Genomic DNA, 17,757 nt, shown 5'->3' on the forward strand with positions numbered 1-17,757 from the left:
TTTGGCAGCTATGAATAAAAGGTTGGAGTGGGAAGCGCTTCGTTCAATGCCCAATCACCCAGCTCATGGAGCTTATAGTCCACTGGATCGTGCAAAGTTTGAGTACGCAAGTTTCGCCAGAAACGATCTAAACCTAAGGAAGCATGGGTAGCCCGAGCGCCAGTGACTTCAAATAATCTGGCGGTCAAATCCAGCCCCACGCGGGTGGAGGCAACTTTAGCTGTGGCAATCGCAACGGCCAGATGTCCACGCTCGTCCGCACTTAAGGAGTCTTTTTTACTCCAAGCATCGTCAAGCAGCGTATTGGCTCGCTCTGTCAGTAAGCGCACGCTTTCCAAGCCCACCCAAAATTCGCCAAAGTGGCGTAGTGTGTACGGCTCTTCACTGATGTGTGCCACCTTAGACTTAAACCAAGGCCGAGCTTCTTTCAGGGTGTAGCTACGGGCCTCAAAAAAAGCTCCTTCAGCAATACCTAAAAATAAGTTGACGAAGGTAAGTTGAGCGATTAGCGGACGCAGACAGGCAAAAGGAGTGCTCAATGGGCCTGGATCAAGCAATAATTCGTTTTCTTCCACCCGCACTCGCTCAAAGGTGACGTTACCGCTGTCCGTCTGGCGCTGTCCTATGCTGTCCCAGTCATCGTGTAGCGTGATGCCTGTGCGTCCACTCGGCAAAGCGGCAATCAACAGCTTGTTTCCATTGTGCTCGTCAATGGCAGAGGCAATCAGCATTTCGGAATCCGCTGATCCCGAACAAAAACTTTTGCGGCCCGAAAACTCACGCCAACCCGCAAACTTTTTTGCAATCGTGCGGGTATCTAAAGGATTTAGGGCATTTCCCCAAAACCATTGATTGCGAGCCGTTTGCTCAAACCAAGGCTGCCATTGATCAGGGCGTGAAAACAGGCGTACCGTCGCCAACATCAAATGTTGGAAACCATACACATGGGCAATGGAACTATCGACGCGGGCAAACTCACGCACGACCTCTAGGGTTTCATACCAACTAGCACCTAACCCGCCGTATTCTTTGGGAATACTCATGGCCAGCAAACCACTCTGGCGTAAAGCATTACGCTGAGCTTTAGGGGTTCCGCCTAATAAATCGCGCTCAGCGGCGGTTTCAGCAAATTCTGCGGCTAATTTTCGAGCGATCTGTTGGGCCGAGAGTATTTTGGGTTGTTGAATGGCAGTCACACACTGTTCCTCTAGCTATGGTCTCATTGGTCTCAATGAGGGCAATCCTTATGCCACACAAAAACTTATTAAAAATCAAAATGATACAGTTTTAGCCATCCATTCTTTTCTGTTGCACTTGATGCTGTGCTGCTGAAAGACTGTTGCTAGATAAACACTTGATGAGGTGTTTCTTAATAAACAGTTGGCTCGTGTTGATTGAACAGCTCATTACTGGTTATGGCTCGTTTAGATTAGGTTTATCTAATCTAAACGACATAAAAACATTAAATTAAATACTTTTTTGTTATTTGCTTAAATGCTTGTCGATATATTGTTTTTATTTTTTGATGAGGTATTTACATCTGTTTATATAGCAACAGTTATTTCTCTTGATGTTGACAACGCAACACTTGGATCTATTAAAGAAATACAAGTGGTTTTCTATTTAGCAGTGCTGAGAGGAGATGCCGGGCAAAAGTTCGGCACCTCAAAACTTTATCCATTAATTATTCTTAAAACTGCTGCTTAAGGGACAACAGCAAATAGGCATCTTGCTGCTAGCAATATTGGAAAAAATCTAAAGTAAAAATATAACTGTTTGAATATAAAGCATTTATTTTGTGGCATGAATATTGAGCTACAGGCTGGAGCGCCTCTACGGAGGAAAACATTACCCAGCACTAGGAAGCCCATCCATGCCTGTCCCTGCTCGTCATCTGTCACTCTGCATTGTCTTAACTTTCCCACCACTGGCCATCGCTGATGGATTTTTCGAGGATTCTTCATTCAAGGTACTCAATCGAAATTTCTATATGCGCCAAGACTTTCGTAACGACAGCAGTTTCCGCAACCCGCAAACCGCTGAACGCAAGCACACCCGCGCTGAATGGGCTAATGGAGTCACAGCCAGTTTTGAGTCTGGATTCACTCCTGGCCCCATAGGGTTGGGTTTAGATATAAAGGCTTTATTGGGTTGGAAGTTAGACGGTGGCAACGGCCAAGTAGGTGATAGCAATGCGGGGAATGGTCTTATTCCAAGGCGTGGCTACCACTTCAACGGAAAACCTAAAGATGACTTCGGGAAGGTCGATGCGGCTTTAAAAATTCGTTTATTCGAGCATACAGAGTTGCGTTACGGTGACTATCGACCGGCCAGCCCTGTCATTAATGCCAGCGATACGCGCTTACTACCCCAGAGTTTTCGTGGAGCCTTCGTCAAAAATACCTCAATTAAGGGGCTTACTCTTGAAGGGGGTAAGGTGGAATCCGGTAGTGACCGTTCAGCTACTGCCCACAACGGGGATTTAGGTACTGCCTACGGTGGACGTTTCAAGGACGCTGAGGATTTCATCTATGGCGGTGCTGATTATAAGTACGATGATCGATTTTTCTTCCGACTGCACCACGGTCGGCTTGATAACGTATGGAATCAAACCGCTTTTTATGCCGACTGGATACAGCCCTTAAACGATCATTTAAGTTTTAATACAGGCTTCAAGTACATTGGTACGCGTGATACAGGCAAGTCCTTACTGGGCGATATCAACAACGACTCTTGGAGCGCCCATGTTGGACTAACCTCTGGTGCCCATGCCCTAACACTGACGCACACTCGAATTGATGATGACTCCCCCTTTGATTATCTGTGGAACACTTGGGATTTCTTCCTAAATACAGGGTCGCAAATTTCCGATTTTAATAACCCTAACGAGCGCACGTGGATGCTGCGCTATGACTACGATTTCGCGGCGCTTGGCGTACCGGGTTTAAAATTAATTACGCGCTATTTGCGGGGTACGGACATTGATGGCCGAGATGTTGGTTCAGGTTATGCGGCCTACCAAAATATCCGTAATGGCCGCCACTGGGAGCGCGACGTTTGGATCAGTTATGTGGTGCAAAGCGGATCAGCTAAAGATCTAACCTTCCGGATATTGCAAGCAACGCACCGAGTAAACGGCGATCATACCGCTGAAGCCGATATCGACGAGCTGCGTTTGATTGTTGAATATCCACTCAGTCTGCTTTGACTGTTAAAAACAGATGCTGCTGTGTAAACACTTAAAACTGTGTGTGGCTCGACAGCCAATCAGCAAACTGCATGCTCCAGCAATAGTTAAAATGGGTCGATATATTTTAATTTACTGATTAATAAAGATTTTTATCGTGGCACGATTTCTGAAAAAGGTACTGAGAGTACACACCCAATCTTCCAGTGGTGTGATCTGATCTACCTTCTAGGAGAATCCAATGTCCCGCAAAATCGTTCTTAATGCTTTCGAAATGAACTGCGTTGGCCATCAATCCCCCGGCCTATGGGCACATCCGCGTGACCGCGCTTGGCAGTACAAGGACCTAGAATATTGGACTGACCTTGCCAAGTTACTAGAGCGCGGCAAGATTGATGGCATCTTCATCGCTGATGTGATTGGCACCTATGATGTGCTAAATGGCAATGTTGAAGCAGCGTTGCGCCAATCCACTCAAGTACCGGTTAATGATCCACTGGCCTTGATAACCCCTATGGCTCAGGTCACTGAGCATCTGGGGTTTGGGTTGACGGCTTCACTGGCATTTGAGCACCCCTATCCCTTTGCCCGCCGTTTATCCACCTTGGATCATCTGACCAAGGGTCGAATTGGTTGGAATGTGGTGACTTCATACCTAGACAGTGGGGTACGCAATCTTGGTCAAGAGGCGTTGATTGATCACGATGCCCGCTACGACCATGCCGATGAATACCTCGAAGTAATCTACAAGCTCCTAGAAGGCAGTTGGGAGGAGGATGCCGTCATCCGCGATCCCAAGCGGCGCTTATTCACAGACCCTAGTAAGGTGCATGAAATTCACCACTACGGAAAACATTTCCAAGTACCGGGTATTCACCTGTGCGAACCCTCTCCCCAGCGCACGCCTGTACTCTTCCAAGCCGGAGCCTCTAACCGGGGGCGACGCTTCTCTGCCGAACATGCAGAGTGCGTATTCGTGGCCGCGCCTTCAAAAACCATCCTCAAAAATACTGTGGCAGATATTCGCCGTCGTGCTGTTGAAGCGGGCCGCGATCCCTATCAAATCCGTATTTTGAACATGCAGACGGTAATCCTTGGCGCAACCGATGCCGAGGCCCAAGCCAAATGGCGTGATTACAAACAATACATCAGCTATGAAGGTGCTTTGGCCCTGATTTCAGGCTGGACGGGTTTAGATTTTGGCCAGTATCAACCCGATCAGGTGCTTAAACACATACACACCAATGCGATTCAATCGGCGGTTGAGGCCTTTTCCAGCGCCGACCCCAACAAGCAATGGACGGTTAAAGAATTAGCTGATTGGGTGGGCATTGGTGGTTTTGGCCCTCTATTCGTCGGTAGCCCGCAAACGGTGGCCGATCAGTTGCAAGAATGGGTTGAAGAGACTGATGTGGACGGTTTTAACCTCACCTATGCACTGACACACGAAACCTTTGTTGATGTAGTTGAGCTACTGGTACCTGAGTTACAAAAGCGCGGCGTTTTCAAAACCGACTATGCCCAAGGCACCTTCCGCGACAAGCTATTTGGCGCTGGCCCTCGCTTACCTAGCAATCATCCCGCCGCCCGCTACCGTGACTTGGCGGCATTACGGACTCAGCAACCTGAATTGATCAGTGCTTGATGGCGGAGGGTGAGTATATGACGAGCCGAAGGCTTTTGACCTCGCTTGAAACGGAGCCCATCGACGAATTAGCCTTTGATGGGCCTTTATCCCTCGACTCCCCTGAATTAGAACGGCTGTTCATAGCGATTGCTCAGAATGCGGCAGAGCGTCGTGCAACGGGCCAAGAGGGGCATCCTTGGCACAGCATCAAGCTGATCCGCCAAGCACGGCTGGGAGCCTTGCGCTTACCCAAAGAACAGGGTGGAAGTGGCCTGAGTTTGCGCGAACTGTTCCAAGTGCTGATTCGTTTGGCCGAAGCTGATCCTGATGTAGCGCACATCCTGCGCGCTCATTACCTGCTGACCGACGAGTTTTTAAGTGCCCCGGCCAGTGCGCTGCGCAATGAACGACTGCAACGAGTGGCGGCTGGGCAACTCTTTGGTAATGCCTATACCGAATTGTCTTCTAAGCCCGTAGGCCACTATGAGTTTGAGACCCGCTTATCAGTGGATGGGGCGGGTTTCCGTTTGAACGGCAGCAAGTACTTCAGTACTGGAACACTGTATGCCGACTGGGTGTATGTAACGGCGGCGCTGGAGGATGGCACTCCGGTCGGGGTTGTTATTCCGACGGACCGAATCGGCATTCGCATCTTGGATGACTGGGATGGGATCGGGCAAAAGTACACGGGCAGCGGTACAACCCTTTTCGACAACGTGCGGGTTGAAGCGGAGGAGGTGATTCGGCGCGATACCGCGAACCAATTTAACGCCCTAGCACAGCTCTTTCTGTATGGGGTCATTGCGGGTATTTTACGCAGCGTAGTCACTGATGCGGTGGCCTTATTGCACAGCCGCTCAAGGACGTTCAGTCATGCAGCGGCCAGTCAGCCGTCACAAGATCCGCAACTGCTACAGGTCGTGGGTGAGCTTTCCAGCAGCGCCTTTGCGGCGGAGGCCATTGTACTCGCCGCCGCCGATACACTGGATCAGGCCTTTATTTCTCGCGTTGATGGAGAAGTGAATCCGCAACTGGGCCATGAGTCTTCATTGCGGGCGGCTCAGGCCAAAGTCAGTTTGGATGCTTTGGCTTTGCACGCCACCAGTTTGCTGTTTGAAGTGGGCGGTTCCTCGGCTACCCGTCAATCCGCACACTTGGATCGGCATTGGCGCAATGTGCGTACCCTAGCCTCACATAACCCATCGCTTTATAAGGCACGAGCTATTGGTGATTATGAGGTCAATGGGCGTGAATTACCCCGCAACGCCTACTTCTAATCCCGTTTCCATACGAGGCGACGCTTGTGCGTCGCTCGTCAATGTTGATCTGGCAACACAGGATCAACAGGCTGTGTGGCAGGCACCAACTGCATCGGGTTTTATCTACTAAAAATAGATATTAATCAATTAGTTAGTGTTTGGCACAAGGTCTGCACACCTCCCACTTAGAGATGCCTTATGGCATGGAGCACACTTGAGTTAGAACGGGCTTTAGCCCGTCGGGAGAACTGCTATGAGCCTGTCTGAGCGGCCTTTGCCTAAGGCAAAGATTCAGCTTGAGGATACGTTGAAACTTTTAGAGCGATGGGCCACCGAAAAACCCGCGCAAATCGCCCTGTGTCATAAACGGCGTGATCGCTGGAAAGCCTGGTCTTGGGTCGATGTGCAGCGGGAAGTTAAGCGTCTGGAAATCCTATTGCAGCGCCAAGGTTTTGGTTTCGGATCACGCCTTGCATTCAGTGGAGCCTTAGAGCCGACCCTGATTTTACTGGCCCTCGCGGCCCGTTCTGCCGGGGGCGATGTCGTTTGCATTTCTCGACATATTCAAGGCCAAGCGCTGCACCAAGAGCTGCTGCATGTACAACCCAGCCACGGGTTTGTTCAAAGCCGTGAAGGGATTTCTCAGTGGTTAGAGGCCGCCCATGATTTGCCTTATGAGCTGCCTATATTTTCTGTCCAGTCAGTGGCCCGTCAGCAAGGCCGCTGCCAAATACTGCCCCTCACCACACAGGATGCTGTTGCTGCTCAAGCCAAGGCATTGCCTTGGTCAGTCGTTCAGCACCAACACCTCCTTTGGGCAGAAGAGGGAACCGAGTGGCCCGAAGGCTTGGCTTTAGTGCTGCACCAAGGATTGCACGAGGGTATAGGGTTCGCCTTCCCTGAGAATACTGAATCCGCTTCCCGTGATCGCTGCGATATCAGGCCGGTGGGGGTAGTGATTTCAGAACAGCGGCAGCGCGTGCTCAGTGCCGAAATAGAACAGCGCTTAGCCCCTAAGGGAAGTTGGTCTCGCCGTTTGAGTGACTGGGCCTTGGAGAATGCCCACATTAGGCCCGCCCGCTGGATTGCGACCCGCTTGTTCCGTTTGCTCGGGCTGCAACGCCTTAAGTTTATTCTCCCCAGTGATCAACCAACCTCATTAGCGCCGGTTCGTTGGATGGTACAGGAGCAAGCCGCATGACTCCACAAATGGCAGAACCCATACTGCAAGTTCAGGCTATTTCCCTGTCTTTTAAAGGTGTCAAAGCCATCAATGACCTGTCCTTTTCAGTTCGACGGGGTGAGATTTGTGCGCTGATTGGCCCCAATGGAGCCGGCAAAAGTTCACTGCTGAATATTCTCAACGGCGTGTATCGACCAGACTCGGGGGAAGTGGTTTTTGAGCGTGAACACTTCCGCGGCATTCATCCCCTAGAAGCCGCACGGCGTGGCATTGGGCGCACCTTCCAAAACAATGCTTTGTTCAAAAAAATGACCGTGCTGGACAACCTACTCACAGGGCTGTCGCGGCATACACAGAGCGGTTTTTTTGCCCAAGCCCTAGGTCTGCCCCGTGCCCGCCACGAGGCACGGCAGTTTCGTGAGCGAGCGGAGAACATCCTAGAGTTTCTTGAACTGCAACCTTGGCGCAGTGTTGCGGTAGGCAAACTCGCTTACGGTCAGCAAAAACGAGTCGAACTGGGGCGGGCCTTGATCGCTGAACCTCGTTTGCTGTTGCTGGACGAACCCATGGCAGGGATGAACGCCGAGGAAAAGCACGAGATGAGCCGCTTCATTCTCGACATCAACCGCGATTTAGGAACCACAGTGGTGCTGATTGAGCACGACATTAAGGTGGTGATGGGCCTCTCCAACCATGTGGTGGTACTTGATTACGGGCGTAAGGTCGGAGATGGCACCCCGACTGAGGTGCAATCCAATCCTGAGGTGATTTCCGCTTACCTCGGCACTGTACATTGAGGGCGCACCATGACTTTTTTTCTGGAAACGCTGATCGGCGGATTGCTGGCCGGAACCATGTACTCCTTGGTCGCCCTTGGGTTTGTGCTGATCTACAAAGCCAGCGGGGTGTTTAATTTTGCCCAAGGGGCCATGCTGCTGTTTGCCGCCCTAACCTTTGTCAGCTTGCAGGAGCAGGGGCTGCCCTTTGCGCTAGCCCTCATACTCACAGTGGTTGTGATGGCTTTAGGGGCCATCCTGATTGAGCGCACAGTGTTGCGTCCCTTGGTGAATCGCTCACAAATCACGCTGTTTATGGCCACTCTGGGGCTGTCCTTTGTCATCGAGGGGCTAGCGCAGGGACTGATGGGCGCTCAAGTACGTGCCCTCGACTTAGGGATTGAGGATGTGCCCTTATTTTGGGGCGATGTGATGGTCAGCCAATTTGATCTGGTGGCTGCCGCCACGGCTGCCCTTGTAGTGACGGTACTGGCCTTGCTGTTTAACCGTACCCGCATTGGGGTGTCACTGCGGGCGGTGGCGGATGATACCCGTGCGGCCCTCTCCATCGGCATCAACCTTAACCGTATTTGGCAAATCGTCTGGGCGGTGGCGGGAATTTTGGGGTTAGTGGCGGGCCTGTTATGGGGTGCGCGCCAAGGCGTGCAGTTTTCCCTGTCACTGGTGGTACTCAAAGCCTTACCCGTTTTAATCATCGGCGGCTTCACTTCCATTGGCGGCGCTATTGTCGGTGGCCTGATTGTGGGCGCGGCTGAAAATCTCGCGGAGGTGTACATCGGGCCTTATATCGGGGGCGGTATTACGCCTTGGTTTGCCTATGTCCTCGCCATCGTTTTTCTCTACATTCGTCCGGCGGGGTTGTTTGGCGAACCGGCTATCGAACGGGTATAACCTTATGAATCAGCATTCCCATAGCCTGCCTGCCAGTTACGACGCTGCCCCCCTTGAGTTGACTCGACGCGCTTGGCCTTGGCCGCTACTCACCCTGCTGCTGGTGGCTTTTGTCTTAATCCCTGTGCTCGGTGATGATTATTGGCTCAACGCTATTTTGATCCCGTTTTTAATACTGTCCTTGGCCGGACTTGGTCTTAATCTTCTAACCGGCTACACCGGACAAACTTCTGTAGGCGCAGCGGGTTTTATGGCGGTTGGAGCCTTTGCTACCTATAGCCTGTTATTGCGCGTACCCGGATTGCCTCTGCCTTTGGCTTTAGTCGGTGGTGGGATCATTGCCGCAGGTGTTGGTTTTGTGTTTGGCATTCCCAGTAACCGCATCAAAGGGTTTTACCTGATGGTGACCACCCTTGCGGCGCAGTTCTTCCTCGAATGGGTCTTCACTAAGTTTCCGTGGTTTTACAACTACGCTTCCTCTGGAACCATTAGTGCGCCGCGTTTGGAACTGTTTGGCTACGACCTGCACAGCCCTTTAGGGCGCTATCTGTTGGTACTCACCAGTGTTGTGCTCTTGACATGGATCGCCGTCAACCTCGTGCGCAGCCAAATTGGCCGGAATTGGATGGCCATTCGTGATATGGACACCGCCGCCGCTGTGATTGGTATCTCAGTGGATCGCCATAAACGCTTAGCCTTTGCTGTCAGCTCGTTTTATTTAGGCGTAGCCGGAGCACTTTGGGCCTTTGCGTACTTAGGTACGGCCAGCGCCAGCAGCTTTGACATCAATCGTTCCTTTCAGATTTTGTTCATCATCATCATCGGTGGCATGGGCAGCATTGCGGGCAACTTTATCGGCGCAGCTTTTATCAGTCTGCTGCCGCTGTTGCTTAACCAGATCGGACAAGGGCTTTTGAGCGGCATGGTGGATGCGGGCCAACTGCAAAACCTGCAAAAAATCATCTTTGGCATGCTGATTATTTGGTTTTTGGTCAAGGAGCCTGAAGGCTTAATTCGTTTACTGGCCAATCTGGGTGAACGACTGAAAGCTTGGCCGCTGAGATTCTAAGTTTCAGCCGCCAGCCTTACCGCGAGCGGCTGAGTTTTTCCCCTAAAACGCCCTGATTTTGGAAACATCCATGCATTTACCTCTCAAGCATAAACTGGCTACGGTACTGCTCGTCCTCAGTACCGCTAACGCTGTGTCGAATACGGCCTTAGCCGCCACCAACGAACAGTTTTTTCCCCTCGCCAACTATCGAGTTGGGGCTTACGCCTCCAGCGGTATTCCGGTGTGGGCGGGCATGATTGACTATCTGCGCTATATCAATGAGGTCGAAGGCGGCATCAACGGTGTCAAGCTGGTGTGGCAGGAATGCGAAACCGAATGGACGGCTGAAAAAGGCATCGAATGTTACGAGCGCTTTAAAAATGGTCTCAATGGTGCGCCGGTGGCGGTTTATCAACCCAACGGAGCCCCAGCGGCCTATGCGTTAGCGGATAAAGCCGCCGCCGACAAAATTCCGCTGATTACCCTCGGCTATGGCCGCACAGAGGCTACTGACGGTAGCGTCTTTCCCTACAATTTCCCAGTAATGCTGACCTTCTACAGCGAAGCCTCCGCCGTCATTAACTACATTGCCCAGCGTGAAGGTGGGCTGGATCGGCTTAAAGGTAAGAAGATTGCCACGGTTTACCACGATTCTGCCTACGGGCGAGAAACCCAAAGCCCGCTGGCCTTGTTAGCGGAAAAGTACGGCTTTGAGAATATTCAAATTCCGGTGGCCGATCCGGGCAATGAGCAGTCAGCCCAGTGGCGACAAGTACGCCAACTCAAGCCGGATTGGGTTTTTCTGCGCACTTGGGGCGTTTCTACCCCCGTAGCCATTAAAACTGCGGCGCGCTTTGGGTTCCCAGTGGAGCGCATTATTGGCGATATTTGGGCCAGTTCGGATGAGGACGTATTACCGACCGGCGAGGCGGGTAAAGGGTATTTAGCACTCACACCCTATCCCGGTGGCTCTGAGTTTGAGATCCACAAAAGGATTAAGCAGCACATCCTAGACCAAGGCAAAAGTGACCTCAAAGACCCGAAAAGCTTTGGCAGCGTTTATTACAACTCCGGCCTTGTGAATGCGGCCATTGCGGTTGAGGCCATTCGGGCGGGCCAACAGAAATTTGGCCATCGTCCGCTGAATGGCGAGGAAGGGCGCTGGGGCTTAGAACACCTGAACATCGACGAGGCCCGTCTCAAAGCCATAGGGTTCTACGGTCTGATGCAGCCTCTCAAGCTATCTTGCTCCGACCATGAAGGCGGTGGCGCGGCCAAGGTACAGCAGTGGGATGGCAGCCGCTGGACGCTGATCACCGACTGGGTGCAAGCCGACCGCGAAACGCTGCGGCCATTAATCGAAGCCAAATCCAACGCTTATGCCAAAGAAAAAGGCATCACTCCGCGTTCCTGTGCCAGCGAAGATTGAAACACCTCACTTTCCCTCAACCCGACCACGGGACAGGAGTAACCCAACAACTACTGTAAACCTCTGGAAGTAACCCATCATGCACAACTCTGTACGCCGCGTTTTTGTCGGTGTTGCCCTAAGCCTTAGCTTGCAAACCCCGCTGATCAGCCTAGTCCAAGCGGCTCCCAATGAGCAGTTTGTTCCACTGGCTACCTATCGGGTTGGCCCCTATGCCTCCAGCGGCATTCCCTGGTGGGCCGGTACGCTGGATTACTTGCGCTACATCAACGAGGTAGAAGGCGGCATCAATGGAGTCAAAATCGCGTGGCAAGAATGCGAGACCGAATGGAGCACCGACCGCATCGTCGAGTGCTACGAGCGCTATAAAAACGGCAAAGACGGTGCGCCGGTTGCCTTCTTTCTCACCCACAGCACTCCTGCTTCCTATGCTTTGATGGAGAAAGGAGCCGCCGACAAAATCCCCTTGATTGACCCCGCCGGTGGCCGCACCGAATCCAGCGATGGCCGTGTGTTCCCCTATGCCTTTCCGCTGCTTTTGACCTATTACGGCCAAGCTTCCGTAGGCATTAACTACATTGCCCAGCGTGAAGGGGGCTTTGACAAACTCAAGGGTAAGAAGATAGTCACGGTTTATCATGATTCCTCCTACGGTCGGGAAACCCAAGCCGCCATTGAGCTGTTAGCAAACAAATACGGCTTTGAGAACATTCAAATTCCGGTGGCCCATCCCGGCAACGAACAATCGGTGCAATGGCGGCAGGTACGCCAATTGCAACCTGATTGGGTCTTTCTCAGGACTTGGGGTGTATCCACTCCGGTAGCCATTAAAACTGCCGCCCGCTTTGGTTTTCCGGTGGATCGCATTATCGGCGATGTCTGGGCGGGCTCTGAGGCGGATGTCATTCCCGCTGGCCCTGCGGCTAAAGGCTATCAAGCGCTGGCTCCCTTTCCCGGTGGGGATAGCTTTGAAATCCACCAACGCTTACGCGAGCATATTCTGAATAAGGGCAAAAGCGACCTTAAAGACCTGAGCTATTTTGGCAAGGTCTATTACAACATTGGCCTAGTCAACGCGGCCATTGTGGTGGAGGCCCTGCGGGCAGGCCAAGCTCACTTCGGCCATCGGCCCTTGAATGGTGAGGAGGGACGTTGGGCCTTTGAGCATCTCAACGTGGATGAGCAGCGCCTGAAACAGATCGGCTTTAGTGGCCTGCTGCAACCCTTGCAAGTGACCTGTGCCGACCACGAAGGCGGTGGCGCGGCCCGTGTACAACAATGGGATGGAGAAAAATGGGTGTTAGTCAGCGATTGGATACAGGCCGACCGTGAAACACTGCAACCCCTGATTGAGGCCAAGTCCGCCGCTTACGCCCAAGAAAAAGGCATCACCCCGCGCCATTGCCAAGCCGAACGCTAGATCATCCACCTTAACAGAGAGGAGCCTTGCTTACTGTGGTTCCTCCCCGTTTTTTGATCCAAGGAACCCCCATGAATACGCAACCCCAAACAGCTCCCAGCCGTCTATTAGCTGTTCACGACATTGAAGTCATTTACGATGGCGCAATTCTCGGCGTGGCAGGTGTCTCGTTGCACGTCGATCAAGGCGGCATCGTGGCGTTACTGGGCGCAAACGGTGCTGGTAAAAGTACCACCCTAAAGGCCATTTCAGGTTTAGTCCAAGCTGATCGAGCACAAATTAGTCGCGGTCACATTCAGTTTTTAGGTGAAGATACGGCCGGTATTGCGCCCAATGTGCTGGCACGGCGGGGCATTGTCCATGTGCTGGAGGGTCGCCATGTGTTTGCCCATTTGACCGTTGAGGAGAATCTGCGCAGCGGTGGATTTTTACGCCGCCCCAGCCGACAAACCCTAGAACAAGAGCTGGAACGCATCTATGCGTGGTTCCCACGCCTTAAAGTCAAACGCAGGACGGCAGCGGGACTGACTTCGGGGGGAGAACAGCAGATGCTGGCCATTGGTCGAGCGCTGATGACTCAACCTACCCTAGTGCTACTGGATGAGCCGTCAATGGGATTGGCTCCGATCATTGTTGAGGAGATTTTCGACATCGTTGCAGAGCTCAATCACAAGGAAGGTATGAGCTTTCTGGTGGCGGAGCAGAATATCAACGTTGCTTTGCGCCACGCACACTATGCCTACATCCTTGAAAACGGCCATGTTGTCAGTGAGGGTGCAGCGCAAGACTTGGCCGCTCGGGAAGATTTACAGCACTTTTACCTTGGTGGTCAGGTCAGCTAAGCACTAAACAAGGACGGCGCAAACGCGCCGCCCATCAAATACCGCTCAAACCCACGGATGACGTGCTGGCTTGATGTGGTTGAGGTAGTAATTGCCGATGATGTTGAACTTCCAGCGTACCGGATCGTGCAGCGTGTGAGTACGTGCATTACGCCAATGGCGGTCTAGGTTGTACTCTTCCAGCGTCGAGCGCGTACCGGCCAGCTCGAAGAGCTTATTGGTGGCAAGAATCGCCGCTTCTGTGGTCAGCACCTTGGCTTCAGCCACGGCAATGGAGGCGGCGGCCACCCTATCCTCGTTGGGATTGGCCACCGCACTTTGAATGGCATCAGCCGCCAAGTCCAGCACCGCTTCAGCCGCGCGTTGGCGGATGTGTAAATCCCCGATTTGTTGCAGGCTGTAAGGGTCTTGCCAAGCGTGTTCTTGGCCAGAATCCAACCAAGGACGCGCAAACTGACGCACCTGTTCTTGAGTATCGGCGATGGCGGCCCGTGTGATGCCCGCATCAATCGCTGCCTGCAAAAACTGAGAAATCGGGCCCGCCGCGGTGGGACGCTCGAAGGCTTGATGTACCGGCAATACCTGATCAGCGGAAACCCGCACATTGTTTACCAACACGGTGCCGCTGGCTGTGGTGCGCTGACCAAACCCTGACCAATCGTTGATCACCTCCAAACCTTCGGCATCGCGGCGGATAAAGGCTAAGAAGGGACGTTTTTCGCTGTCCACCGCTACGGTGGGCACCCAATGCGCGAGCAAGGCACCGCTGGAGTAGAACTTTTGCCCATTGATGCGGAAAAAACCTTCGCCATCGGGGGTAATCTGGGTTTCAAATTCAGCGACAGTGCGGCTTTTACGCTCAGAAAAGGCATTGCCAAAACGAACACCCTCCAGTACCAATCCAAACAGACGGTGTTTTTGCGCTTCGCTGCCGTCCAAACGAATATGGTCAACAATGGCCAAGTGGTTTTGTGGCAACTGAGCTAAGGAAGGGTCGGCGGCGGCAATGGTCTTAATGACCTCGCCTAACGTCCGGTAGCTGACTTCAGCGCCGCCGTAGACTTTAGGTACGGTGATGCCCCATAGACCGCTTTGGGAAAAGGCATTCAGCTCGGCGATGGGTAAGCGCCGCTGTTGGTCGCGCTCGGCGGCCTCTTTAGCAAAGTCTCTGGCCAAGATGCGGGCGATCTCAATCGCTTCGGCATCATCTTGAATACGGTGGGCCGCTTGTTGAGGTAGGGGTTGTAGATAGGGATCTTCCCGACGATTTGGGGTGTACAGTTCGCTCATGCCGTTTTCCTTACGCAGATGAGGTTGATAAAAAAAGAGGGAGGTTAGGCCGCCGTCGAGCCGTTGCCGATCTGCCAGATATAGGGCGGCTCGGTGCCATTGACTTCCCAGTCACCGATGATGCGCTCTTTGTAAATCAGCGGGTTGTGTGAGGCAGCGGTACGCGCATTCCGCCAATGGCGATCCAGTTGCTTCGTTTCGCTGGTAGCCGAAGCGCCCAGTGCATTGAATAGATCATTGGCGGCCCGTAGCACCAATTCAGCAATCACCACCTGAGCCTGAGCCGACTCCAGCTCGGCAGCTACATTGGCCTCGTGTTCGGCTTGGGCATTACCTTCGAAATGGCTTTCGTAAGCCCGTTGCGCCGGAGCTGCTGCCCGCAAAGCCGTGGCTTCAGCGGCATACACCAGCGCCGAAACCTTGCCAATCACTTGCAGGATCTGGGGGTCTTGACTGACGCGGGGCGCGTTACCGTGGCTGAAAATCCGGGTGCGCTGGCGTACCTCGTGGGAAAAGTCTCGCAAGGCCGCCCGCCCTGAACCGGCGAGCACGGCAATCAACACCAACTGATAGAGGGCGGTCTGATACTTAAAGCGTGTGGAAAAGTCGATGATGTTTTCTTCACTCACTACGGCGTTATCAAACACCGTGCTGCCGCTGGCGGTGGTGCGTTGGCCAAAACCGTCCCAGTCGTCGCTTTGGTGTACGCCGGTTTGATGGGTACTGACGGCCGCAATCACGTCGAGGCCATCGTCGTCGCGCTGGGCGTACACATCAATCCAGTCTGCAAACAGGCTGCCGGTACTGTAGTACTTGTGGCCGTTGACCACCCACTGATTGCCTTGGCGGCTGACTCGGGTTCCTACTTCTCCGATTTTGACCGCCCCGATTTCAGTCCAAGCATTGCCTACTAGTTCTCCAGCCACAAAACGCTGAAACCATATTTCCTGATTGCTGGTGGCATGGGCATTGAGGCGATCTTCAACAAAGGCAACATGGCCGCGCCACGCTTGGGGTACGCTGGAATCGGCTTCGGCCAGCTCAATTAATAGCTGTACCAACTGAACTAAGGAAGCACCCGCGCCACCGTATTCCACTGGAACGCGCACTGCCCCAAAACCTGCTTCTTTAAGCCATTTAATCGGCTCATAGGGCAAGCTGCGTTGACGCTCCCGCTCGACCGCGCCGTCAGCAATGCGCGCAAAAATAGGTCGGAAACGCGCTGCCAGTTGTTGGTAGTCCGCTCCGGTGGACAGGGGGTGATGTTGCTGGACAGTCATTAAAGAACTCCTCAGTTGAGCCAATGGCCGTTTGGCCTATTTCCCTGTGCTGTTGCACAAGCCATGCCTCCTGCGCTAATCCAGCATTGGTGCGGGTTTTGGCGCTGTATCTGTGGATATTCCCTGTTGTTAGCGGGACAAACTGCTGGCCAACTGCGGCCTGAGCAACAGATGTTGATGAAGAAGCAGAGCGGTAGGGATGAAGGGAATGTCTGTCCAGCAGCAGTTGTTCAGCAGCTTGTGTTAAGAGCAACACAGCAAAGCCCGCCGCAAAAATATAACATACTGATTATTAAGTAGTTTTTATTGGCACGACTGCTGCTATATAGGGTTAAGCGGGTGCTTTTTTAGAGGCGGCCCGATCAGTTCCCCAATACACCCTAAATAGCTGGAGCCAATACCATGAGTCAGGATGCAATCAAGTTCGCCTACTGGGTACCCAATGTAAGCGGCGGCCTTATTATCAGTAAGATTGAGCAGCGCACCCGCTGGGATATCGACTACAACCGCGAATTGGCAAAAATCGCTGAAAAGGCCGGATTTGACTACGCCCTATCACAGATTCGTTTTACCGCAGGTTATGGCGCGGAATACCAACATGAATCGGTAGCCATCAGTCACGCACTCCTCGCCTCTACTGAAAAACTGCGGGTGATTGCCGCTATTCTGCCGGGGCCTTGGCATCCCGCTGTGCTGGCTAAGCAAATCTCCACCATCTCCCACTTAACCAATGGCCGCATCGCGGTGAACATTGTTTCCGGTTGGTTTCGCAGTGAATTTACCGCCATCGGTGAGCCTTGGTTGGAGCACGACGAGCGTTACCGCCGTTCTGAAGAGTTTATCGACGTACTCAAGGGCATTTGGACTCAAGATAACTTCAGCTATCAGGGCGACTTTTACCGCTTCCATAACTACAGCCTGAAACCCAAACCGCTGCAACAGCCACGCCCGGAGATTTTCCAAGGCGGCAGTTCACGGGCGGCGCGGGATATGGCCTCACGGGCGGCTGACTGGTATTTCACCAATGGCAATACGCTGGAAGGCATCAAGGCTCAAGTGGATGATGTGCGTGCTAAAGCCGCTGCAAACAACCATCAAGTTAAGATTGGGGTCAACGCCTTTATCATCGCCCGGGACACGGAAGAAGAAGCCAAGGCCGTATTGGCAGAAATCATCGCAAAAGCCGATCCTGAAGCGGTGAAAGCCTTCGGCCATGAGGTACAACAAGCCGGTTCCGCCAGCCCAGAAGGCAATGGCATGTGGGTGGAGTCCACTTTCGAAGACCTCATCCAATACAACGATGGCTTTAAAACCAACTTGATCGGCACGCCGCAACAAATCGCCGAACGCATCTTGGCGCTGAAAGCAGTGGGTGTGGATTTAATTCTCAGTGGCTTCCTGCATTTCCAAGAAGAGGTGGCCTACTTTGGTGAAAAAGTCTTACCACTGGTTCGTGCGTTAGAAGCGCAACGCGCCGCTGAGAAAAACGCAGCCTAAGGAG

General features: G+C 52.8%; 15 protein-coding genes. 12 read left to right on the forward strand and 3 right to left on the reverse strand.

Annotated features, from left to right (window positions below; all coding sequences use genetic code 11):
* Positions 1–8: 8 nt before the first annotated feature.
* A complete protein-coding gene (locus LX59_RS06685) occupies positions 9–1,196 on the reverse strand; it encodes an acyl-CoA dehydrogenase family protein (RefSeq protein WP_144571076.1) in 1,188 nt (395 codons plus the stop codon).
* A 298-nt stretch (positions 1,197–1,494) separates the two neighbouring features.
* On the opposite strand from LX59_RS06685, the gene LX59_RS06690 reads away from it, so the two are divergent.
* The 11 genes from LX59_RS06690 to LX59_RS06740 all read left to right on the forward strand — a co-directional run bounded on the left by LX59_RS06690 (position 1,495) and on the right by LX59_RS06740 (position 13,686).
* Entirely contained in the window at positions 1,495–1,707 is a 213-nt protein-coding gene (locus LX59_RS06690; RefSeq protein WP_144571077.1) for a hypothetical protein, read from the forward strand.
* A gap of 166 nt (positions 1,708–1,873) precedes the next feature.
* The gene (locus tag LX59_RS06695) at positions 1,874–3,208 is read left to right on the forward strand and encodes an OprD family porin (protein ID WP_144571078.1); all 1,335 of its coding nucleotides are present in this window, start codon (positions 1,874–1,876) and stop codon (positions 3,206–3,208) included.
* A 220-nt stretch (positions 3,209–3,428) separates the two neighbouring features.
* Positions 3,429–4,832, forward strand: a complete 1,404-nt coding sequence (locus tag LX59_RS06700; protein ID WP_144571079.1) for an LLM class flavin-dependent oxidoreductase — start codon at positions 3,429–3,431, stop codon at positions 4,830–4,832.
* A gap of 35 nt (positions 4,833–4,867) precedes the next feature.
* The gene (locus LX59_RS06705; RefSeq protein ID WP_246118697.1) at positions 4,868–6,091 is read left to right on the forward strand and encodes an acyl-CoA dehydrogenase family protein; all 1,224 of its coding nucleotides are present in this window, start codon (positions 4,868–4,870) and stop codon (positions 6,089–6,091) included.
* Between the two features lie 235 nt (positions 6,092–6,326).
* Entirely contained in the window at positions 6,327–7,274 is a 948-nt protein-coding gene (locus tag LX59_RS06710) for an AMP-binding protein (RefSeq protein WP_144571081.1), read from the forward strand.
* An 8-nt stretch (positions 7,275–7,282) separates the two neighbouring features.
* The gene (locus LX59_RS06715; RefSeq protein WP_144571258.1) at positions 7,283–8,053 is read left to right on the forward strand and encodes an ABC transporter ATP-binding protein; all 771 of its coding nucleotides are present in this window, start codon (positions 7,283–7,285) and stop codon (positions 8,051–8,053) included.
* Between the two features lie 9 nt (positions 8,054–8,062).
* Complete coding sequence (locus tag LX59_RS06720) at positions 8,063–8,944, forward strand: branched-chain amino acid ABC transporter permease (protein WP_144571082.1); 882 nt, start codon at positions 8,063–8,065, stop codon at positions 8,942–8,944.
* A gap of 4 nt (positions 8,945–8,948) precedes the next feature.
* A complete protein-coding gene (locus LX59_RS06725; protein ID WP_144571083.1) occupies positions 8,949–10,013 on the forward strand; it encodes a branched-chain amino acid ABC transporter permease in 1,065 nt (354 codons plus the stop codon).
* 70 nt (positions 10,014–10,083) lie between these two features.
* Positions 10,084–11,424 carry an ABC transporter substrate-binding protein gene (locus tag LX59_RS06730; RefSeq protein ID WP_144571084.1) on the forward strand — a complete coding sequence of 447 codons (1,341 nt, stop codon included), beginning with the start codon at positions 10,084–10,086 and terminating at the stop codon, positions 11,422–11,424.
* Positions 11,425–11,503: 79 nt separating this feature from the next.
* Positions 11,504–12,844, forward strand: coding sequence for an ABC transporter substrate-binding protein (locus tag LX59_RS06735; RefSeq protein WP_144571085.1), 1,341 nt, complete (start codon positions 11,504–11,506; stop codon positions 12,842–12,844).
* A 71-nt stretch (positions 12,845–12,915) separates the two neighbouring features.
* Positions 12,916–13,686 carry an ABC transporter ATP-binding protein gene (locus LX59_RS06740; protein ID WP_144571086.1) on the forward strand — a complete coding sequence of 257 codons (771 nt, stop codon included), beginning with the start codon at positions 12,916–12,918 and terminating at the stop codon, positions 13,684–13,686.
* A 45-nt stretch (positions 13,687–13,731) separates the two neighbouring features.
* Here the strand turns inward: LX59_RS06740 and LX59_RS06745 are convergent, their stop codons facing one another.
* A complete protein-coding gene (locus LX59_RS06745) occupies positions 13,732–14,976 on the reverse strand; it encodes an SfnB family sulfur acquisition oxidoreductase (protein WP_144571087.1) in 1,245 nt (414 codons plus the stop codon).
* Positions 14,977–15,020: 44 nt separating this feature from the next.
* Entirely contained in the window at positions 15,021–16,256 is a 1,236-nt protein-coding gene (locus LX59_RS06750; RefSeq protein ID WP_144571088.1) for an acyl-CoA dehydrogenase family protein, read from the reverse strand.
* A 402-nt stretch (positions 16,257–16,658) separates the two neighbouring features.
* On the opposite strand from LX59_RS06750, the gene sfnG reads away from it, so the two are divergent.
* Positions 16,659–17,753 carry a dimethylsulfone monooxygenase SfnG gene (gene sfnG / locus LX59_RS06755; RefSeq protein ID WP_144571089.1) on the forward strand — a complete coding sequence of 365 codons (1,095 nt, stop codon included), beginning with the start codon at positions 16,659–16,661 and terminating at the stop codon, positions 17,751–17,753.
* Positions 17,754–17,757: the final 4 nt, after the last annotated feature.

Source organism: Azomonas agilis (genome assembly GCF_007830255.1).
Classification (GTDB): Bacteria; Pseudomonadota; Gammaproteobacteria; order Pseudomonadales; family Pseudomonadaceae; genus Azomonas; species Azomonas agilis.